Annotated in this window: 15 protein-coding genes; 6 read left to right on the forward strand and 9 right to left on the reverse strand. The window is 68.6% G+C overall.

All coding sequences use genetic code 11. The annotated features are described in order from the left end of the window. The first annotated feature begins 143 nt into the window (after positions 1–143). The 5 genes from ACFVH0_RS08640 to ACFVH0_RS08660 all read left to right on the forward strand — a co-directional run bounded on the left by ACFVH0_RS08640 (position 144) and on the right by ACFVH0_RS08660 (position 6,248). Positions 144–1,172: an ABC transporter permease gene (locus ACFVH0_RS08640; RefSeq protein WP_385818858.1), complete on the forward strand. Its 1,029-nt coding sequence runs from the start codon at positions 144–146 to the stop codon at positions 1,170–1,172. 74 nt (positions 1,173–1,246) lie between these two features. Beyond that, entirely contained in the window at positions 1,247–3,028 is a 1,782-nt protein-coding gene (locus tag ACFVH0_RS08645) for an ABC transporter substrate-binding protein (protein WP_385818859.1), read from the forward strand. Between the two features lie 87 nt (positions 3,029–3,115). Beyond that, positions 3,116–4,096, forward strand: coding sequence for an ABC transporter permease (locus ACFVH0_RS08650; protein WP_385818860.1), 981 nt, complete (start codon positions 3,116–3,118; stop codon positions 4,094–4,096). Between the two features lie 71 nt (positions 4,097–4,167). Beyond that, positions 4,168–5,133 (forward strand): ABC transporter ATP-binding protein, encoded by a 966-nt coding sequence (locus ACFVH0_RS08655; RefSeq protein WP_385819014.1) that lies wholly within the window; start codon positions 4,168–4,170, stop codon positions 5,131–5,133. 26 nt (positions 5,134–5,159) lie between these two features. Then, the gene (locus ACFVH0_RS08660) at positions 5,160–6,248 is read left to right on the forward strand and encodes an ABC transporter ATP-binding protein (RefSeq protein ID WP_385818861.1); all 1,089 of its coding nucleotides are present in this window, start codon (positions 5,160–5,162) and stop codon (positions 6,246–6,248) included. 223 nt (positions 6,249–6,471) lie between these two features. Here ACFVH0_RS08660 and ACFVH0_RS08665 read toward each other — a convergent pair whose 3' ends face one another. The 9 genes from ACFVH0_RS08665 to ACFVH0_RS08705 form a co-directional block, all read right to left on the reverse strand. Next, positions 6,472–7,623 carry an ABC transporter ATP-binding protein gene (locus tag ACFVH0_RS08665; protein WP_385818862.1) on the reverse strand — a complete coding sequence of 384 codons (1,152 nt, stop codon included), beginning with the start codon at positions 7,621–7,623 and terminating at the stop codon, positions 6,472–6,474. After that, positions 7,616–8,674, reverse strand: a complete 1,059-nt coding sequence (locus ACFVH0_RS08670) for an ABC transporter ATP-binding protein (RefSeq protein WP_385818863.1) — start codon at positions 8,672–8,674, stop codon at positions 7,616–7,618. Before ACFVH0_RS08670 ends, ACFVH0_RS08665 begins: the two co-directional genes overlap by 8 nt. Positions 8,675–8,688: 14 nt before the next feature. Continuing rightward, positions 8,689–9,636, reverse strand: coding sequence for an ABC transporter permease (locus ACFVH0_RS08675; RefSeq protein ID WP_385818864.1), 948 nt, complete (start codon positions 9,634–9,636; stop codon positions 8,689–8,691). Next, positions 9,629–10,555, reverse strand: coding sequence for an ABC transporter permease (locus ACFVH0_RS08680; protein ID WP_366110449.1), 927 nt, complete (start codon positions 10,553–10,555; stop codon positions 9,629–9,631). The genes ACFVH0_RS08675 and ACFVH0_RS08680 overlap by 8 nt, the downstream gene beginning before the upstream one ends. 149 nt (positions 10,556–10,704) lie before the next feature. Then, positions 10,705–12,348: an ABC transporter substrate-binding protein gene (locus ACFVH0_RS08685; RefSeq protein ID WP_385818865.1), complete on the reverse strand. Its 1,644-nt coding sequence runs from the start codon at positions 12,346–12,348 to the stop codon at positions 10,705–10,707. Between the two features lie 518 nt (positions 12,349–12,866). After that, positions 12,867–14,738, reverse strand: a complete 1,872-nt coding sequence (typA, locus tag ACFVH0_RS08690) for a translational GTPase TypA (protein WP_385818866.1) — start codon at positions 14,736–14,738, stop codon at positions 12,867–12,869. Between the two features lie 546 nt (positions 14,739–15,284). Continuing rightward, positions 15,285–17,732, reverse strand: a complete 2,448-nt coding sequence (locus ACFVH0_RS08695) for an ABC transporter substrate-binding protein (protein ID WP_385818867.1) — start codon at positions 17,730–17,732, stop codon at positions 15,285–15,287. A 290-nt stretch (positions 17,733–18,022) separates the two neighbouring features. After that, positions 18,023–18,574, reverse strand: coding sequence for an isochorismatase family protein (locus tag ACFVH0_RS08700; protein WP_385818868.1), 552 nt, complete (start codon positions 18,572–18,574; stop codon positions 18,023–18,025). A gap of 357 nt (positions 18,575–18,931) precedes the next feature. Then, complete coding sequence (locus ACFVH0_RS08705; RefSeq protein ID WP_385818869.1) at positions 18,932–19,411, reverse strand: MarR family winged helix-turn-helix transcriptional regulator; 480 nt, start codon at positions 19,409–19,411, stop codon at positions 18,932–18,934. Positions 19,412–19,582: 171 nt separating this feature from the next. Here ACFVH0_RS08705 and ACFVH0_RS08710 point away from each other — a divergent pair, with 171 nt between their 5' ends. Then, the gene (locus ACFVH0_RS08710) at positions 19,583–20,638 is read left to right on the forward strand and encodes a LacI family DNA-binding transcriptional regulator (protein ID WP_385818870.1); all 1,056 of its coding nucleotides are present in this window, start codon (positions 19,583–19,585) and stop codon (positions 20,636–20,638) included. Positions 20,639–20,640: the final 2 nt, after the last annotated feature.

Genomic DNA, 20,640 nt, shown 5'->3' on the forward strand with positions numbered 1-20,640 from the left:
TGGTCATGGATTGGTCAAATTTCCAAAGAGCGTGCCAAGGGCGTCGGACATTCATTGACCCTGCATGAATTGCGTTGAAAAAGTCCGGGTAGCCCGTAGGTGTTGCCCTGCGGAGTCCTTCGACCCTCCGGGCCAGGAGCACCATGACGATTCCAACCCCGCAAGCCACCACCCCCGTTGAGGTGGAGGACGCGAAGCCGCAGTCGACAGCGGGACCGTCCGCGCCCAAGGGCGGCGACGGCCGCTCGCCGGGCAGGATGGCCTGGCTGCGCTTCAAGCGCGACCGTACCGGCGTGATTTCGGCCTATGTAGTCATTTTCTTCTTCGTGATCGCCATCTGCGCGCCGCTGATCGCGAAGCTGTACGGCAAGGACCCGTACACGACGTACGGGCAGAACGACACGAGCCTGCTGGACGACTTCGGTTCGCCGGTACTGCCCAACGGCGGGATCAGCAGCGACTTCTGGTTCGGCATCGAGCCCGGCCTCGGCCGGGACGTCTTCACCTTCCTGCTCTACGGCATACGCAACTCCCTGCTCATCGCCGCGGCAACCACCCTGCTGGTGACGGTGATCGGCATCGCCGTCGGCATCACCGCGGGCTACCTGGGCGGGAAGACCGACTACCTCGTGGGCCGGGTCATCGACATCCTGCTGGCCTTCCCCTCCACGCTCTTCTTCATCGCCTTCTGGCCGGTTCTGATCTCGATCCTGGTCTCCCCGGAGGAGAACACCCCGGTCTGGCTGACCGTGGTCAGCCTCATCTCGGTCATGACGGCCTTCGGCTGGGCCTCCATCGCACGTCTGCTGCGCGGCGAGGTACTCGCCCTGCGCGAGCGCGAGTTCGTCGAGGCCGCCAGGGTGACCGGCGCCTCCCCGGCGCGGATCATCTTCAAGGAACTGCTGCCCAATCTCTGGACGCCGATCCTGATCCAGGCCACGCTCGCGCTGCCCGCGTACGTCACCGCGGAGGCGGGCCTCGCCTTCCTCGGCGTCGGGCTCACTTCCCCGACCCCCGACTGGGGCGTGATGATCCAGCGCGGATCGGACGTCTACCAGAGCGACATCACGTTCATGCTCTTCCCCGGCGTCTCGATGGTGATCTTCGTCATCGCCTTCAACCTGCTGGGCGACTCGGTGCGTGACGCACTGGACCCGAAGACCAAGCGCTGAACCGCACTTCCTCCGGCCGGGCGACGGGGCCCACCGGAAAGATCGTTTCTCTCCATCGACCAGAGCAGGAAACCATGTCCCTTTCCCGCAGAAACTTCGTCATCGCAACGTCGGTCGCGGCCGGCGGTTCGATGGTCCTCTCCGCGTGCAGCAGCGGCAGCACGACCAAGAAGGGCGGCAGCGCCGGACACGGCGGTACCGACAAGTACACCGGCGCGGTCGTGGTCGGCACGAAGGCCGACTCCACCGGTCCGGCCGCCGAGATACCGGGCGCGAAGAAGGGCGGCACGATCCGCGGGATCGCCCCGGACGACTTCTCGCACCTGGACCCGCAGCGCATCTACTTCTCGTGGAACTCCGCGGTCGGTGACCTCTTCATCCGTGGCCTGACCGGCTACAAGATCGCGGCTGACGGCTCGATGACGCTGGTCGGCGACCTCGCCACCGACGCGGGCACCATGTCCGACGGCGGCAAGACCTGGACCTTCACCCTGAAGGACGGTCTGAAGTGGGAGGACGGCAAGGAACTCACCATCGATGACGTCCGCCACGGCATCGAGCGAGGCTTCGCCAGCTTCACCACCGAAGGTGCGGGCTACGTCCAGAACGCGCTGGTCGGCCCGGGTGACTTCCGCTCGAAGTACAAGGGTCCGTTCGGCGGCAAGCACCTCGACGCGCTCGTCACCGACACCAAGGCGAAGACGATCACCTTCAAGCTGGCCGAGCCCCGCCTGGACCTCAACTTCACCCTGGCGATGAACTCCTACGCCGCCGTCCCGGTCAAGGGCGACACCAAGGAGAAGTACGACAAGGACCCGATGAGCTGCGGTCCGTACCGCATCAAGGCCCACGCCATCGACAAGTCGATGACGCTGGTGCGCAACCCGCACTGGGATCCCAACACGGACGCGATCCGCAACGCATACCCGGACAGCTTCGTCTACGAGTTCGGCCCCGAGTCCCTCCAGGCCACCGACCGGATGATCGCCGACGACGGCGACGACCAGTACGCGGTCATGGCGTACAGCGGCGTCCCGGCCGAGCGCATCCAGAAGGTCCTCACCGACCCCGAGCTGAAGAAGCGGACCTTCAACGGCCTGCTGACCGGCATCTACTACTACGCGATCAACACCAAGCGGATCACGGACCTGAAGGTTCGTCAGGCCCTCATCCACGCCTGGCCGCTGGAGCAGATCCGCAAGATCTACGGTGGCCCGTCGGCCGGTGACTACGCGACCTCCATCCTGAGCCCCGACATCCTGGGCTACGCCAAGGACGACGTCTACGGCAAGCTGAAGAAGCCGCAGGGCGACCCGGAGGCGGCGAAGAAGCTGCTCAAGGAGGCCGGCAAGGAAGGCCAGAAGGTCGTCTACGCCTTCCCGCAGAGCAACACCTACGACAAGACCAAGGTCGTCATCGAGAACGCCCTCAAGGCGGCCGGCTTCGACCCGGTCATCAAGCAGCTGGACTCCACCAGCTACTACGACCAGATCCAGCAGATCGACAACAAGTTCGACGTGATGTGGTTCGGCTGGTCCCCGGACTGGCCGACCGGCTACACCCTGATTCAGCCGCTCTTCGACGGCGGCACGATCGCCAACGGCGCGAACAACATCTCGCAGCTGAACGTCGACTGGGTCAACGAGGCCATCAAGAAGAACAACCTCGTCGCCGACCCCACGGAGGCCGGCAAGGCCTGGGCCGCGCTGGACAAGCGGATCATGACGGAGGAGGCGCCGATCATCCCCGAGACGTTCCAGCGCCGTTTCTACCTCTTCGGCACGAAGGTCGGCGGCGCCATGTTCCACCCGCAGTTCTCCTCGGCCATCTTCTACAAGCTGTTCGTGAAGGCCTGACGCCGACACTCCTGAGGCGGGGCGCCCGTGCGGCGCCCCGCCCGCTCCCCTCCCCCTCGTCGGCGTCTGCCAGGGAAATCCATCGCCATGTTCCGCTTCCTCATCCGCCGGGCAATCGGCGCACTGGTCATCCTGCTGATCATCAGTGCCATCACTTTCGTCCTCTTCTACGTCGCGCCCCGCGACCCAGCTCGTGTGGCCTGCGGCAAGGTGTGCACACCCGAGACGCTGGCGCTGGTCAAACGCAACCTCGGCATAGCCGACCCGCTGCCCGTGCAGTACTGGCACTGGCTCCAGGCCGTTTTCGTCGGCCGGGACTACACCTCCTTCGGGCACTGCCCCGCCCCGTGCCTGGGTTACTCGTTCCACAACCGTGAGCCGGTCCTCGGCACCATCCTGGACCGCCTCCCCACGACGCTCTCCCTCTCGATCGGCAGCGCGGTCGTCTTCGTGGTCTTCGGTGTCGGCACCGGCATGCTCGCCGCGGTCAAGCAGGGCAAGGCGCTGGACAAGGTGGCGTCCTCGGCGTCGCTGATCGGGTCCTCGATGCAGATCTACATCGTCGGCGTGGTCGCCATGTACTACCTCGCGGACCAGTGGCACATCCTGAGCCGGCCCAAGGACGTCCCCTTCACCGAGAGCGTGTCCGGCTGGTTCTCCGGGCTGCTGCTGCCCTGGCTGGTACTGGCGCTGATCTTCACCGCCAACTACACCCGCATGGCCCGCTCCCAGCTCGTCGAGACGCTGAACGAGGACTATGTGCGCACCGCGCGCGCCAAGGGCCTGTCCCGACGGACGGTGTTCTTCCGGTTCGCCTGGCGCGGTGCCATGGGCCCGATCGTCACCATCTTCGGCCTCGACATCGGCCTGCTCCTGGGCGGTGCGATCATCACCGAGAAGACCTTCGGTCTGCACGGCATCGGCGCCCTCTCGGTCAAGGCCGTCGGCGACAACGACCTGCCGCTGATCCTCGGTGTCGTCCTGGTCGCGGCGGCGGCGATCGTCATCTTCAACATCATCGTCGACGCCGTCTACGCCCTCATCGACCCGCGCGTCCGCCTCGCCTAGGGAGAGATCCAGTGAGCACCCCCTTCCTCTCCGTACGCGATCTGCGCGTGCACTTCTCGACCGAGGACGGCATGGTCAAAGCCGTCGACGGGCTGTCCTTCGACATCGAGAAGGGCAAGACGCTCGGCATCGTCGGTGAGTCCGGTTCCGGCAAGTCCGTCACCAACCTGACCATCCTCGGCCTGCACCACCCCGACCACACCGAGATCGAGGGCGAGATCCTCCTCGACGGGCAGGACCTGCTGACCGCGTCGGAGCGCGAGCTGGAGCGGCTGCGCGGCAACAAGATGGCCATGATCTTCCAGGACTCGCTGGCCTCTCTGTCGCCGTACCACACCATCGGCAAGCAGATCGGCGAGACGTACCGCAAGCACACCGGCGCCTCCAAGCGGGAGGCCAGGGCGCGGGCCGTCGAGATGCTCACCAAGGTGGGCATCCCGCAGCCCGATCTGCGGGTGGACGACTATCCGCACCAGTTCTCCGGCGGTATGCGTCAGCGCGCCATGATCGCCATGTCGCTGGTCTGCGACCCGGAGCTGCTGATCGCGGACGAGCCGACCACGGCGCTGGACGTCACCGTGCAGGCCCAGATCATGGACCTGCTGAAGGAACTCCAGCAGGAGACCGGCACCTCGATCATCTTCATCACCCACGACCTCGGCGTCATCGCCGACATCGCGGACGACGTGCTGGTGATGTACGGCGGGCGCTGCGTCGAGCGCGGTACGAAGCGCGAGGTGCTGCAGAAGCCCCAGCACCCGTACACCTGGGGCCTGCTGGGTTCCATGCCGACCCTCGAAGGGCCGGTCGACGTACCGCTGTCGCCGATCCCCGGCTCCCCGCCGAGCCTCCTCAACCCGCCGACCGGCTGCCGCTTCCACCCCCGGTGCACGTTCACCGAGCAGGTCGGCGGCAAGCGCTGCGCGACCGACCAGCCGCCGCTGGAGCTCACCGCCGGGCGCGGCGCCGCCTGCCACCTCTCCGCGGAGCAGCGCACCGAGTTCTTCGCAGACTTCGCCGGCACCCGGCCCAACTGACGTACAAGAGACGGGACTTCCCCACCATGAGCAGCACAGATCCCCTCCTGGACGTCTCCGGACTCACCAAGCACTTCCCGATCAAGGGCGGCTTCCCGATCCGGCGGACGGTCGGTGCCGTCCAGGCCGTGGACGGGCTGGACTTCACCGTCGGCGAGGGCGAGAGCCTGGGCCTGGTCGGCGAGTCCGGCTGCGGCAAGTCGACCACCGGCCGGCTGATCACCCGGCTGCTGGAGCCGACCTCCGGCCGGATCTCCTACCGCGGCCAGGACATCAGCCACGCCTCGCGCAAGGAGCTGGCCCCGGTCCGCTCCGAGATCCAGATGATCTTCCAGGACCCGTACGCCTCGCTGAACCCGCGGCAGACCGTCGGCAAGATCATCACCGCCCCGATGGAGATCAACGACATCAACCCGGCGGGCGGCCGCGAGGCGCGCGTACGGGAGCTGCTGGAGACCGTCGGGCTCAACCCGGAGCACTACAACCGCTTCCCGCACGAGTTCTCCGGCGGCCAGCGCCAGCGCATCGGGGTGGCCCGCGCCCTGGCCCTGGAGCCGAAGCTGATCGTGGCCGACGAGCCGGTCTCGGCGCTGGACGTGTCGATCCAGGCGCAGGTGGTGAACCTGCTGCAGAAGCTGCAGAAGGAACTCGGCATCGCGTTCCTGTTCATCGCCCACGACCTGGCGATCGTGCGCCACTTCTCGCAGCGCGTGGCGGTCATGTACCTCGGCAGGATCGTGGAGATCGCCGACCGCGAGGACCTGTACGGCAACCCGCGCCACCCGTACACCAGGGCGCTGCTCTCGGCGGTGCCCGAGGCGACCGTCGACGAGACGCCGGCCCGTGAGCGCATCCGCCTGGTCGGTGACGTCCCCTCCCCGGTCAATCCGCCGTCGGGCTGCCGCTTCCGTACCCGTTGCTGGAAGGCGACGGACAAGTGCGCGAGCGAGGCCCCGCCCCTGGTGCGGGTCGAGGGCAGCCGGGAAGGCCATCTGACGGCCTGCCACTACCCCGAGGACTCCCGGTCGGCCGGGGCCGTCCCGAAGGCCCGTGCGGCCTCCTCCGCGCCGAAGCTCGGCAAGAAGACCACCGAAGACCCCGAGGCCGGGGCCTGACACCCCTGACCCGGCCCCGGGGAACCCCGCGGACAAGGACCCGATCGGTCCAAGGACGCGGGGCTTCCCCGGCCCCGCGGAACCGAGCACGTGAGCCCATTGACCCGAGCCACCTGCGCGCCCGGTTCCGGGAAAAGGAAGAAGCGCCCGGAACCGATCGGTTCCGGGCGCTTCCGCGTCACGCGGGACGGGTCATACGGGACGGGTCACACGCGACGTACTGCTAGGAGGCCGCGCCGACGACGTCCTTCTCCTCGGCGAAGTGGCAGGCCGACTCGTGCGCCGCGGGGCTGTCCGAGCCCTTGAAGCGCTCGGGGACGGCCAGCAGCGGCATTTCCGTGGAGCACTTGTCCTGGGCCTTCCAGCACCGGGTGCGGAAGCGGCAGCCCGACGGCGGGTTCGCCGGCGACGGGACGTCACCGGTGAGGATGATCCGCTCGCCGCGCTCACGGGCCTCGGGGTCCGGGACCGGGACCGCCGACAGCAGCGCCTGGGTGTAGGGGTGCGTCGGGTGGTCGTAGATCTCCGCGTCCGTACCGATCTCGGCCATCTTGCCGAGGTACATCACGCCGACCCGGTCGGAGATGTGCCGGACGATCGACAGGTCGTGCGCGATGAAGACGTAGGAGAGGTTGAACTCGTCCTGGAGCTTCTCCATCAGGTTGATGACCTGTGCCTGCACCGACACGTCGAGCGCGGAGACCGGCTCGTCGCAGATGATGATCTCCGGGTTGAGCGCGAGGCCGCGGGCGATGCCGATGCGCTGGCGCTGGCCGCCGGAGAACTGGTGCGGATAGCGGTTGATGTACTCCGGGTTGAGGCCGACGACGTCCAGCAGCTCCTGGACCTTGGCCCGCCGGTCGCCCTTGGGGGCCACCTCGGGGTGGATGTCGAAGGGCTCGCCGATGATGTCGCCGACCGTCATGCGCGGGTTCAGCGAGGTGTACGGGTCCTGGAACACCATCTGGATGTTCCGGCGGACCGCCTTCAGCGCGCGGCCGGACAGCCGGGTGATGTCCTGGCCCTTGTAGAAGACCTCGCCGGACGTGGCCGTCTCCAGCGCCATCAGCAGCCGGGCGACCGTGGACTTGCCACAGCCCGACTCGCCGACGATGCCGAGCGTCTCGCCCTGGTAGAGGTCGAAGGAGACCCCGTCCACGGCCTTGACCGCACCGACCTGGCGCTTGAACAGGATGCCCTGGCTCAGCGGGAAGTGCTTGACCAGATTGCGCACCTGGAGGATCGGCTCACCGCGCTCCACCGGGGCTTCGATGGCCGCGACCGCCGCCGTCTCGTCGACGGCGTCGACCGCCACGACCTCGGTGACGTTCGGGGTGGCGTCCATGGAACCGTCCGTCTTGTCGAGCTCAGCCATGGATCGTCTCCTTCCAGAAGTGGCAGGCGCTGCCGCGTCCGGGCAGCTCGCTGCCGTCCTGCTCGGAGACCGGCACCAGGGCCGGAATCTCCGTGCGGCAGATGTCCTCCGCCTTGGGGCAGCGGGGGTTGAAGGCGCAGCCGGACGGGATCTTGAGCAGGTTGGGCGGCAGGCCCTTGATCGCGTAGAGCTCCTGGCCCTTCTGGTCGAGCCTCGGGATCGAGTCGAGCAGACCGCGGGTGTACGGGTGCGCGGGCCGCTTGTACAGCTCGTGCACCGGTGCCGTCTCGACGATCCGGCCCGCGTACATGACCGCGATCTTGTCCGCGACGTCGGCGACGACGCCGAGGTCGTGGGTGATCAGGATCAGACCCATGTTGAACTCGGTCTGGAGCTCCTTGAGCAGGTCCATGACCTGGGCCTGGACCGTCACGTCGAGCGCGGTGGTCGGCTCGTCCGCGATGATCAGGTCCGGCTCCAGCGCCAGTGCCATGGCGATCATGATGCGCTGGCGCATACCGCCGGAGAACTGGTGCGGATAGTCGCTGACCCGCTGCTTGGCGGCGGGGATCTTGACCCGCTCCATCAGCTCGATGGCCTTGAGCTTGGCCTGCTTGCGGGAGAGTCCCTGGTGGACCCGGAACATCTCGCCGAGCTGGTAGCCGACCGAGAGCACGGGGTTGAGCGAGGAGAGCGCGTCCTGGAAGATCATCGCGATCTTCTGGCCGCGGATCTTCCGCCGCTCCTCGTTGCTCATGGTGAGCATGTCCTGACCCCGGTACAGGATCTGGCCCTGCGGGATCTTGCCGGGCGGCATGTCGAGAATGCCCATGATCGCCTGGGCGGTCACGGACTTGCCGGAACCTGACTCACCGAGCACGGCCAGGGTCTCGCCCGAGTCCACGCTGTAGTTCACACCGTTGACGGCCTTGGCGATGCCGTCCCGGGTGTGGAACTCCACGTGCAGGTCGCGCACTTCGAGGAGTCGGGCGTCGTCCGGCCCCCCGGAGCGGGGCGCCGGGATGTCTGCTGTCTTGTCCATGATGGTCACGTCTTACGCCCTCCTCAGCGCAGCTTCGGGTCGAGGGCGTCGCGCACCGCGTCGCCCAGCATGATGAACGCGAAGACCGTGAGGCTGAGCATTCCTGCCGGGAACAGCAGCGCATGCGGGTTGTCGCGGATGGCCTTGCTGCCCTCCGCGATGTCGATGCCCCACGAGATCGTCGGGTCCGCGAGCCCGAGCCCGAGGAACGAGAGCGTCGCCTCGGCCGAGATGTACCCGCCGAGCGCGATGGTGGCCACGACGATGGTCGGGGCGAGCGCGTTGGGAAGGACGTGCCGGAAGAGGATCCGCGAGGTGCCGGCGCCGAGGGCGCGGGCCGCCGTCACGTAGTCCGCCTGCTTCGCGGTGATCACCGAGGCACGCATGACGCGGCAGATCGAGGTCCAGCCCAGGAAGGCGAGGGCCAGGATCACCACGTACACCTTGCGCTCGGTGAAGGCGTTCAGCACGACCATCGCGCCGAGCAGGAAGGGGATGCCGAAGAAGATGTCGGTGACCCGGGAGATGACGGAGTCGAGCCAGCCGCCGAAGTATCCGGCGAGCATGCCCAGCAGGCCGCCGACCAGGGTGACCGCGGCGGTGACGCCGACACCCACCAGGATCGAGGCGCGGGTGCCGTAGATGACACGCGCGTAGATCGACCGTCCCTGACCGTCGTAACCGAACCAGTCGGCCTGGAAGAAGTGTCCCAGCTCCGGCTTGGTCAGGAAGTGGTTGGTCAGGTCGCCGTCGCGCGGGTCGGCGCCGGTGAAGAGCCCCGGGAACGCCGCGACGACGAGCAGGAGCAGCAGCAGGATCGAGGAGATCCAGAACATCGGGCGGTGGCGCAGGTCGAACCAGGCATCGCCCCAGAGGCTGCGCGGCTTGTCCTTGCTCTTGCCGTCCGCGGCCGAGGGAGCGGCGACGGCGTCCACCGCCGCTTCGGTCTTGGTCTCGGTGACGTCAGGCATACCGGATCCTCGGGTCCAGGACCGCGTACAGCAGGTCGACGAGCAGGTTGATCACAAGGATGACGAGGACGAAGACCGTGACAACGCCGACGATCGTCGAACCCTCGCGCTGCTGCAGCCCCTTGAAGAGCAGGTTCCCGACACCCTGGACGTTGAAGATGCCCTCGGTCACGACCGCGCCGCCGATGAAGCCGCCGACGTCCGTACCGAGGAAGGTGACGACCGGGATCAGCGAGTTGCGCAGCAGGTGGACGCCGACGATGCGGCGTCGCGGCAGGCCCTTGGCCATCGCGGTACGCATGTAGTCGGCGCGCAGGTTCTCCGCGAACGTGGTGCGCGTCAGCCGTGCCACGTACGCCATGGAGAGCATGGCGAGCACGAAGCCCGGTAGGAACAACTGCGCGTAGTCCGTGGAGTCCTGGACGTTCGGTGCCACCCAGCCGAGCTGGTCCGCGAGGACGAAGCGGGCGAGGTAACCGAGCACGAACACCGGGATCGAGATGACGATCAGGGTGAAGATCAGGACGCCGGTGTCGGCGGCCTTGCCGGCCCGCAGACCCGCCCAGGCGCCGAGCCCGATGCCGACGACGATCTCGATGAGCATCGCCACCGCGGTCAGCCGCAGCGTCACCGGGAAGGACTCGGTCATCTCGTCGATGACTTCGCGACCACCGAAGGTCTTGCCGAAGTCGCCCTGGAAGAGATTGCCCATGTAGTCGACGTACTGCTTCCACAGGGGCTGGTCGAGCCCGAACTCATGGCGGAGCGACGCGACCTGTGCGGGGTCTGCCGCCTTGTCTCCCCACATCGCCCGGATTGGGTCACCGGGAAGGATGTGGACCATGAGGAAAATAATCAGAGTGGTCCCGATGAATACCGGGATCATCTGGAGCAGTCGCCTTGCGACGTAACGCCCCATCATGCCTCCATGCCGTGAGGGGTCGGCGATGGCCTTCTCAGAGTTGTCTCCGCCGCGGGGTGTGGGGGGAGAGCCCCGGGGCATCGCCTACGGGCCGGTTCCGCCGCCCCTGAAGAGGAGCGGCGAAACCGGCCTTCGGGTCCCGATGCTTACTTCTTGGCCTTGACCTGGACGTCGGTGAAGATCGGGTCGCCGTCCTGGCCGTACACGATCTTGCCGAACACGTTGTTGGACTGGCCCGAGTTGTTCTTGTAGAACCACAGCGGGATGGCCGGCATGTCGTTCTTCAGGAGCTGCTCGGCCTCCTGGTAGAGCTTGACGGTCTCGTCGAGCGTCTTGGCCTTGTCGGCCTTCGAGGCGAGAGCGTCGAACTCCTTGTTGGAGTAGCCCGAGGTGTTGCCCGCGGCGGTGGTGCCGTACAGGTCGCGCATGAAGTTCGAGTTGACCGGGTAGTCGAGCACCCAGCCACCGCGGTACATGGACTTGACCTGCTTGTTGTCACGGGCGTTCAGGTCGGCCTGGAAGTCCGGCTTGGAGTCACCGACGCACTCGACGCCGGTGGCCTTGCGGATGCTGTTGCAGACCGCGTCGACCCAGGGCTTGTGGTCCTGGTCGGCGTTGAACTGGATCGAGATCTTGTTGCCCGGGACGCCGCCGCCGTCCTTGATGAGCTTCTTCGCCTGGGCCGGGTCGAACTTCGTGATGTCACCGAGGGCGCCGGGCTTGTAGCCGAGCACACCGCGGGCGACGTACGAGTCGGCCGGGGTACGGGTGCCGTGCAGCACGGTCTTGGTGATCGTGTCACGGTCGATCGCCATGGACAGACCCTGGATGACCTTGGGGTTGATGTCCTTGAACTGCTTGGTGTAGAACGCCGGGACGATCGACTGCACCGCGGAGTACTCGGCGTCGATGGCGCGGTCGCCGAGGTCCTGCTTGTAGCTGGTGAGCGACGTCGTCGGGATCTGCTCGATCCAGTCGAGGTTGTCCGACCGCAGGTCCGAGTAGGCGGCGTCGGCGGTGGTGTAGTTCTTGAAGTCGATGCCACCGTTCTTGGCCTTGTTCGGGCCCTGGTAATCGTCGAACTTGCGAACCTTGATCAGCTTCTTGTGGTCCCACGAGACGAACTTGTAGGGACCGTTGCCGATCGGCTTCTGGCCGGCGGCGGCCGGGTCCTTGAAGAAGGACTCGGGCAGCGGCGCCCAGACGTCGTAACCCAGCTTGTACGCGAAGTACGAGACCGAGCTGGTCAGGCTGATCGTGAAGGTGTTGTCATCGACGATCTTCAGACCGGACATCTTGTCCGACTTCGGCGCACCCTTGGCCGGGTGGACGTCGTCGTAACCCTTGATGTCCTGGAACCAGCTGGAGTTGGTCTGGTTGTTCTTGACGTTGGCCGACCAGTTCCAGGAGTCCACGAAGGACTTGGAGGTGACCGTGGTGCCGTCGTGGAACTTCCAGCCCGGCTTGAGCTTGACGGTCCACACGGACGAGTCGGCGTTGGGCGTCACGGACTCGGCGTTGACGTACACAAGCTTGCCGGTGCCGGGCTCGTAGTCGACCAGGCCGGAGAAGATGGCGCGCAGGACACGGCTGCCCTGGCTCTCCTTGGCGTTCGCCGGCTGCAGCGGGTTCTGCGGCTCTCCGAGCTGGGCGGTCAGGATCCCGTTCGGGTCCGCCTTCCCGGAGTTCAGGCCGCTGTCGCTGTCCTTGTCGTTCCCACCACAAGCGGTCGCGGCCAGGGCGATGATGGCCGCTCCCGCGACCCACTTGGCGCTCTTGGCACCACGCATGGGTTTCCTCCTCATGAGTCCACTTTTGACTACAAGAAGGGCACTGGAGTCGATACACCGACACCCCTGACGGTGATCGTTTCAGTGCCCCTAGTGTGCTCGTGAGTCGGCACTCCCCACAGTGCGTGACCCATTGACCCGAGCTCAATGGAGCCAACTATTAAGTACGACCGGGCTGTAAACCACACTTAAGGGGTCTCGTTTTGACAACATCAAGGAATCGCGATTGCCCAAAATCCGGACAAAGTGATCCCAGACAGACACGCTCGAAACGGACCGTTAACGCAGCTTTCGGAGAGCGACGATCGATATGCGGACGGATGGCCGGAGAAAACCACTGGACAACGGCGTGATGAGCCTGCCGGACGGCGCTCTTCCGCGTCCATCCGGTTGCTGATGCACACCGATGCGCTCCGACGCGCCCCCGGACAGACGCACGGCGGGGCCCGGCCCCCCGTCAACTGACGGAAGACCGGGCCCCGTTGTACGTACCGGCGCTCAGTGCGCCCGGCGTCGGATCAGCGCTTGGCGCGCGACGCGGCGCGGCCGCGCTCCTTCTGGTCGAGGACGACCTTGCGGATACGGACCGTCTCCGGGGTCACCTCGATGCACTCGTCCTCGCGGCAGAACTCCAGGGACTGCTCCAGCGAGAGCTTGCGGGCCGGCACCACGTTCTCCGTGGTGTCGGCGGAAGCCGCACGCATGTTGGTGAGCTTCTTCTCCTTGGTGATGTTCACGTCCATGTCGTCGGCGCGGGAGTTCTCGCCGACGATCATGCCCTCGTAGACCTCGGTGCCGGCCTCGGTGAAGATGACACCGCGCTCCTGGAGGTTGACCATGGCGAACGGCGTCACGGAGCCCGCGCGGTCGGCGACCAGCGAGCCGTTGTGACGGGTGCGCAGCTCGCCGAACCACGGCTCGTGGCCCTCGAAGATGGAGTGAGCGATGCCCGTGCCGCGGGTCTGCGTCAGGAACTCCGTACGGAAGCCGATGAGGCCGCGGGACGGGACGATCCACTCCATGCGGACCCAGCCCGAACCGTGGTTCGTCATCGTCTCCATGCGGCCCTTGCGGGTCGCCATCAGCTGGGTGATCGCGCCGAGGTGCTCCTCGGGGGAGTCGATCGTCATGCGCTCGATCGGCTCGTGGGTCTTGCCGTCGACCTGCTTGGTGACGACCTCCGGCTTGCCGACCGTGAGCTCGAAGCCCTCACGGCGCATCTGCTCGACGAGGATGGCCAGCGCGAGCTCACCGCGGCCCTGGACCTCCCAGGCGTCGGGGCGCTCGGTGTCCAGGACACGGAGCGAGACGTTACCGATCAGCTCGCGGTCCAGGCGGTCCTTCACCTGGCGGGCGGTGACCTTGTGGCCCTTGCCGCCCTTGCCGACCAGCGGCGAGGTGTTCGTACCGATGGTCATCGAGATGGCCGGCTCGTCGACCGTGATCAGCGGCAGCGCGATCGGGTTCTCGGGGTCGGCCAGGGTCTCGCCGATCATGATGTCCGGGATACCGGCGATGGCGCAGATGTCGCCCGGGCCCGCCACCTCGGCCGGCTTGCGGGTGAGCGCCTCGGTCATCAGCAGCTCGGTGATGCGGACGTTGGACATCGTGCCGTCGCGCTTGATCCAGGTGACGGTCTGGCCCTTGCGCAGCTCGCCCTGCTCGACGCGGCAGAGCGCGATACGGCCGAGGAAGTTGTCGGCGTCCAGGTTGGTGACGTGGGCCTGGAGCGGGGCGTCCTCGTCGTACTCGGGGGCCGGGACGTGCGCCAGGATCGTGGAGAAGAACGGCTCCAGGTTGTCGCTGTCGGCCGGGACGGTGCCGTCCTCCGGCTTGGTCAGCGAGGCGACGCCGTCACGGGCGCAGGCGTAGACGATCGGGAACTCGATCTGGTCCTCGTCCGCGTCCAGGTCCAGGAACAGGTCGTACGTCTCGTCGACGACCTCGGCGATCCGGGAGTCGGGGCGGTCGGTCTTGTTGATGCAGAGGATGACCGGCATCTTCGCGGAGAGCGCCTTGCGCAGCACGAAGCGGGTCTGCGGGAGCGGGCCCTCGGAGGCGTCGACCAGCAGCACGACCGCGTCCACCATCGACAGACCGCGCTCGACCTCACCACCGAAGTCGGCGTGGCCGGGGGTGTCGATGATGTTGATCGTGATCGGGTCCCCGCCGTCCTTGGGGTGATACTTCACCGCCGTGTTCTTGGCGAGGATCGTGATGCCCTTCTCACGCTCCAGGTCGTTCGAGTCCATCATGCGGTCGTCGAGGTGCTCGGCGGCGTGCGCGGCGAAGGCGCCGGCCTGCTTGAGCATGGCGTCGACCAGCGTGGTCTTGCCGTGGTCGACGTGGGCGACGATGGCTACGTTACGGATGTCGTGGCGCGTGGGCATGGGTGGCTTGCGCTTCTCTCGGATCGTGGGATCAGGCGTCTAAGTCGGTCTCAAGTCCTCGTACGCCCGCCGGGCGGACACGCCACGGCTCGTCCAATGGTACGGGGCTGGCGCCGCCGCGGCTTCCCGGGCAAGTCCCGCCGGCCTCGGAACGGGCCTCCGGGCGGTTCCGAGGGCCTGCGCGGACGACGGACGCGCGGGGTGCGGACGAGTGCCGCACGGCTGGTGAAGGCCCGTGTCCGCCTCCTGTTTCCGCCTCCGCGGCCGGTTCTTCCGGAGAATTTCACCGGGTGCCACGGCAGCGGTCCCGCGGGCGGAGAAGGCGGAGCAGACGGAGGCGGACACGGGACTTGCACGGCTTCGGAGGTGGGGCTCCGAAGCGGAATCTCCGAGAGGCCGGAGTAGGGGCTCCGGGGTGGGGGGTCTCGGAGGTGGGGGGATCGAGCGGCTACCCGGGTCGACGGGTAGCGACGACCTTGCCCGCCGGGCAAGCCGGCGGGCAAGGGATTTGAGCCAGTTCTGAGCTTCCGGCCCTCTTCTGACCTGCTACTTCTTCTTGTTCGCCGGGGCTCCGGCGGCCTGTGGCTTCTTGAAACCGATGTCCTGGTAGCGCGGTGCCCCGAAGCCGAAGGCGCCGACGTTCACCAGTTTTCGGTCGACCGCCACGAGCTGCGGGCGCTGATAGAGCGGAATCGATGCGGCGGCGGCCCAGATCCGGGCGTCGGCCTGCTTCATCAGGTCCCGGGCGGCGTCCTCGTCCAGCTCCGAGACCGCCTGGTCGAAGAGCTGGTCGATGTGGTCGGTGCCGACCCGGGTGTAGTTCTGCTCGACCAGCAGCGAGCCGTCGGTGGCGGGCACCGGCTTGGCGAAGATCGGGCGGTCGTCGGTGGCCGGGTAGGCGGTCGCGGGCCAGGAGTACAGGGCCATGTCGTAGTCGCCGGAGGCGATGTGGTCCTGGAAGTAGCTCTCGTCGGAGACCTTGGTGATCTCCGTACGGATACCGACCGATTCGAGCATCGCCGAGATCTTGTCCCCGACGCTGCGCAGCGGCTCCGAACCGGGACCGGACGGCAGGACGAAGCGCAAGGTCAGTTGCTCGCCGTCCTTGCCGAGCGGGCCGCGGCGCCCGTCGGACGCCCGCGCCGGGGCCGCGGTGCCGGCGGGGGCATACGCGCCTGCGGCGCCGCCCGGCCGCCTGTCCTGGGCGGTGACCTTGGAGGGGACGTCCTCGGAGGTGCCGGACTCGGAGAGGTGGCCGGCCTGGCGCAGCAGGGCGGAGCTGTGGAACGCGGCGGCGGGGGCGGGGGCCAGTACGTGGGTGGGTCCGTCCACCGGGTCGCCGTCGCCGGGCTTGTCGTCGCCGACGATGTACAGGCCGTCGTCGGGGGCGGGCTCGCGCCGGTCCGCGCCGTCGCCGGTCTTGCCGTCGGCACTGCCCGCCTTCCCGGCGGCCGCACCCGTTCCCTTCTTCTCCGCGTCCGTCTTCTCCGCGTCCGTCTTCTGCGCGTCCTTCTTCTCCGCGCCGGTCTTCTGCGCGTCCTTCTTCTGCGCGTCCTTCTTCTGCGCGTCCTTCTTCTGCGCGTCCTTCTTGCCGGCCTCGCTGCCCGCCTTGGTGCCGTCCGACTTCTTGACCGCGCCCTCCGGCGTCCAGCCCGCGTCGGCCAGCAGCGCCTGCGCCTCCTCGGTGTCCTGGCCGCCGAGCGCGTCGCTGCTGTCCTTGTACGCGGGCTGCCCGGCCAGCGCCAGATGGCTGCCGAGCGGCTGCGCGGGCAGGCCGAGCGGCCCCAGCACGGTGTCGACGAGCTCCTGGCGGTTCAGGGCGCGGGCGACCGCCCGGCGCACCCGGTCGTCGGCGAGCGGTCCGGACTCGCCGTTCAGCGCGAGCTGGGTGTAGGCGGGATCCAGCGACTTGCGCACCACATAGGCGCGCAGCCCGGCCTGCTCGGTGGCGAGCGCCTCGGCGGCGGCCCGGTTCTTCTCCCTGGCGGCCCGCGCGGCGGCCGCCTCCTTGGCGTTCGAGCCGTGTGCCACCGCCCAGGAGCGCAGGGCCGCGGCCGGCCCCTCCCCCGCGCCGGGTCCTTGGGCGAGCGGCTGCCCGGCGGCGCCCCCGCCGCCGGCCGCCCGGGCGATCAGGTGGGCCGAGGCGGCGTCCACGTCGGCCACGTCGACCCTGCCCGCGGCCAGGGCCCCGGTCCGGTCCTTCGGGGCGACGGCCCGGAAGACCAGCGAGTCGAGCTTGGCCGAGCTCCCCCACCAGCGCGGGTTGCGGACCAGGGTGACCTCGCCCGACGCCCTGTCCACGCCGCGCAGCCGGAACGGTCCGGAGGTGGCCTTGAGGGTGGTCCGGGCCCCGTCGTTGAAGGCGCCCGGGGAACCGGTCACGTCCCTCGGGTAGAGCGGGGAGAACAGCGAGCGCCAGTCCGCGTACGGCTTGGCGAAGGTGACCCGTACCTCAAGGTCGTCGGCGCCGCGCTCGATCTTCTCGATGCGCTCGTAGCCGGCGTTGCGGGCGGTCCAGAACGCCGAGTCCTTGCCGCTCAGCGCCCGCCACTGGGCGACGAAGTCGGGCGCCCCGATCTCCCGGCCGTCGGTCCACACCGCCTGCTGGTTGAGCCGGTAGAGCACCACCTGCCTGGGCTCGCTCTCGACCACCTTCGCGGACTCCAGATAGTCCGGGTTGAGCTGCGGCCGGCCCTTGGCGTCCAGCGGGAAGAGCGTCGGCAGCAGGGCGCCGGTGATCCGGGTGGTGGTGCTGTCGGCATCCGCCTGGAAGGCGTTGAGGGTGGTGGGCAGGGCGTCGACGGCCCAGTTGACCGTGCCGCCCTCGGCAACCAGGTTCCGGCCGGCGACCGCGACGTCCTGGGGGGCCGTCACACCCGTCGCGCCGTCGTCGGAGCAGCCGGCCAGCACGGGGAGCGCCAGCACGCCCGTCGTGAGGAGCGCGAGGGAGCGACGCTTTCGGGCCGTCCCGCGCGGGACGCCGACGTGGGACATGGCTGATACCTCCGGGGACGGCCCGACCCACCCGTCCACGGGTGTGCCGGAATATGCGTTTCTGGCGGCATATGCAGTTGATCACACTGATTCCTTCCGTCCACTGAAGGCGCCCCCGCGCGAGCGGGGGCGCAGACACGGCGCGACGGCGCCGAACCTCACCCGTGCGGCGGAGCGCCCCGGCCGCCGCGCCGCACGGGAGCCGGACGGGCCGGCCCGGAATCCGTTCCCCGGGAATCGTTCACCGGGAACCGTTCCCCGGGAATCGAGGGACCGGCCGGCCGCGGTGATCAGCCGAGCAGCGCGATGATCGCCTCCGTCGTGTCCGTCTCGCCCAGGCGCGGGAAGATCTTCGCGACGCTGTTGCGGTGCGCGTCGGCGTCCATGTCGGTGACCGCGTCCGCGGCGATCGTGACGTTGTAGCCGTGCTCGTGCGCCGCGCGGGCGGTGGACTCGACGCCGATGCTGGTCGCGATGCCGGCCAGGACGATCTGGGTGACGCCGGCGCGGCGCAGCCGGAGGTCCAGGTCGGTGCCGTGGAAGGCTCCCCAGGTGCGCTTGGTGACCACGATGTCGCCGTCGCGCGGGCCGAGCTCGGGCACGATGTCCGCCCAGTCGGCGGGCAGCCGTCCGCCCTCCATCGGGGTTTCGTTGCGGCCGGGGGCGCCGTCGACGACATGGACCAGGACGACCGGGAGGCCCTTGGCGCGGAAGGCGTCGGCGAGGGCGACGGAGTTGGCGACGATGCCGGCGGCGGGGTGGGCGGTCTCCCGGCCGACGATGCCCTTCTGGAGGTCGATGACGACCAGGGCGGTCCTAGGGTCCAGGGTGGTGGCGGTCATGGTGTTGCTCCTGTGCGGTGGGTGAAGGGTGGGAGTTCAGGTACGGGGCGGTGCTGCGGGCCCCGGGCGCGGGCTGCTGCCCGGCGAGGACTCACGAACGGGGTCACCACGGGCTGCCCGGCGAGGACTCACGGACGGGGTCACCACGGGCTGCTGCCCGGCGAGGACTCACGGACGGGGTCGGCACGGGCTGCTGCCCGGCGAGGACTCACGAACGGGGTCACCACGGGCTGCTGCCCGGCGGAACCCACGTACGAGATCTGGCGCGGGCGGCTGCCCGGCACGGGCTCACGTGCGAGATCGTCACGGGCGGCTGCCCGGTGCACCAGGCAGCCGCCCGGGCCGGGGCCGGGGACATCACTTCCCGGTCAGCCGGTCGATCAGCTCGGCGGCCTCGGCGACGGTGCGCCGCTCGTCCCCGTCGAGCCCGGCCGCGATGGCCTCGGCGAGCCAGTCGTGCTTCGCGGCCCGGACCTCGGCGAGCGAGGCGGCCCCGGCCGCCGTCAGCGACATCACCGCCTTGCGGCCGTCGGCCGGATCCGGCGCGCGCTCGACGAGCCCCTGGCTCTCCAGCGCGCCGAGGGTCAGCCGCATGGACTGCGGACGCACGTACTCCGCACGGGCCAGCGCGGCCGTGGTGGCCGGTCCCTCACGGTCCAGCCGGGCGAGCACCGAGCGCTGCGTCGGTGTGAGCAGACCGCCCGACGACGTACTGCGCAGCCGCCGCAGCAGCCTGCCGACCACGGCCGAGAGCCGGGTCGCCAGCTCCTCGGCACTCGGCTCGGCGGACGACGCGGCGCTGCGGCCCGAGGGGGCGGCTCCAGTGGGTTCCGGCATGCCTCCAACGTAAAAGGTGCACAGGACACCTTGCAAGGTTGCCTGTCTTCTTCCTGGGCGGTCTTGCCCGTCACGCGGCCCGCGATCTAGGGTGAATGCGCTTTCAGAAGAGGGTCGGTACATGCAACAGCAGGTGCTTCGGTACGGAACAAGAAGCGGACGGTCGGTCGAGTGAGCGCCCCAACGGTGTACGACGTCGCCGAGCGGTCGGGCGTCTCCATTGCCACGGTCTCGCGGGTCTACCGCACCCCCGATTCGGTACGCGCCCAGACCCGTGAGCGGGTTCTCGAAGCCGCCCGCCAGCTCGGTTACGTACCCAGCGGGAACGCCCGCGGCCTGGCCAGCCGGACCACCGGTGTGCTCGGTCTCTGCTTCCCCGACTACGCCGACCCCGACGCCGAGGCCGACGCGGAGGCGGACAGCGACGCCGACGACGCGGTGATGCTCTACTCCGACCAGATCATCCGCGGCATGGAGCGGGCGGCGCGGCGGCACGGTTACGCGCTGCTGATCGCCGCCTCGCTGGAGGGCGGCCCGGAGAGCCTCGTCGCGAAGGTCGCGGGACGGGTCGACGGCTTCGCCGTGCTGGCGCAGACCGTGCCGACCGAGGACCTCGAACTGATCTCCCGCCGGCTCCCGGTGGTGATGCTCGCCGGGCCCCGCGAGATCGACCACCTCGATCACATCGTCGTCGCGAACGCCGACGGTGAGCGCGAACTGACCCGCCATCTGATCGAGGACCACGGGCTGCGCAGGCTCGCCTTCGTCGGCGGCGAGGTGGAGTCACCGGACGCCGAGGCGCGGTTCCTCGGATTCCAGCAGGCGTGCCGCGACGCCGGGCTGCCGGTGCCGGACGCACCCGATCTGCGGGCCGAAATGATGACGCAGGCCGAGGGCGCGCGGGCCGCGGAGGCGCTGCTCGACCGGGACGGCGAACGGCCGCAGGGGGTGCTCTTCGCCAACGACCAGATGGCGGTGGGTGCGCTGCGCGCGCTGGAGCGGCGCGGGGTGCGGGTGCCCGAGGACATCGCGGTGACCGGCTTCGACGGGATTCCGCTGAGCCGGATCGTCCGGCCGCCGCTGACGACCGTACGCCAGCCGATCCGTCAACTCGGCGAGCAGGCGGTGGAGTTGCTGGTCGAGCGGCTGGGCGACAGCGGCAGGGAGCCGGTGTCGCTGATGCTTCCGGTATCCCTGATCCGCCGCGCCAGCTGCGGCTGCGGCTGACG

It is taken from the genome of Streptomyces sp. NPDC127117 (assembly GCF_042677325.1).
In the GTDB taxonomy this organism is placed as follows: domain Bacteria; phylum Actinomycetota; class Actinomycetes; order Streptomycetales; family Streptomycetaceae; genus Streptomyces.

Coding starts and splice junctions, on each gene's coding strand:
- ACFVH0_RS08640 (WP_385818858.1), top strand. CDS start 144: ATGACGATTCCAACCCCGCAAGCCACCACCCCCGTTGAGGTGGAGGAC.
- ACFVH0_RS08645 (WP_385818859.1), top strand. CDS start 1,247: ATGTCCCTTTCCCGCAGAAACTTCGTCATCGCAACGTCGGTCGCGGCC.
- ACFVH0_RS08650 (WP_385818860.1), top strand. CDS start 3,116: ATGTTCCGCTTCCTCATCCGCCGGGCAATCGGCGCACTGGTCATCCTG.
- ACFVH0_RS08655 (WP_385819014.1), top strand. CDS start 4,168: ATGGTCAAAGCCGTCGACGGGCTGTCCTTCGACATCGAGAAGGGCAAG.
- ACFVH0_RS08660 (WP_385818861.1), top strand. CDS start 5,160: ATGAGCAGCACAGATCCCCTCCTGGACGTCTCCGGACTCACCAAGCAC.
- ACFVH0_RS08665 (WP_385818862.1), bottom strand. CDS start 7,623: ATGGCTGAGCTCGACAAGACGGACGGTTCCATGGACGCCACCCCGAAC.
- ACFVH0_RS08675 (WP_385818864.1), bottom strand. CDS start 9,636: ATGCCTGACGTCACCGAGACCAAGACCGAAGCGGCGGTGGACGCCGTC.
- ACFVH0_RS08680 (WP_366110449.1), bottom strand. CDS start 10,555: ATGGGGCGTTACGTCGCAAGGCGACTGCTCCAGATGATCCCGGTATTC.
- ACFVH0_RS08685 (WP_385818865.1), bottom strand. CDS start 12,348: ATGCGTGGTGCCAAGAGCGCCAAGTGGGTCGCGGGAGCGGCCATCATC.
- typA (WP_385818866.1), bottom strand. CDS start 14,738: ATGCCCACGCGCCACGACATCCGTAACGTAGCCATCGTCGCCCACGTC.
- ACFVH0_RS08695 (WP_385818867.1), bottom strand. CDS start 17,732: ATGTCCCACGTCGGCGTCCCGCGCGGGACGGCCCGAAAGCGTCGCTCC.
- ACFVH0_RS08700 (WP_385818868.1), bottom strand. CDS start 18,574: ATGACCGCCACCACCCTGGACCCTAGGACCGCCCTGGTCGTCATCGAC.
- ACFVH0_RS08705 (WP_385818869.1), bottom strand. CDS start 19,411: ATGCCGGAACCCACTGGAGCCGCCCCCTCGGGCCGCAGCGCCGCGTCG.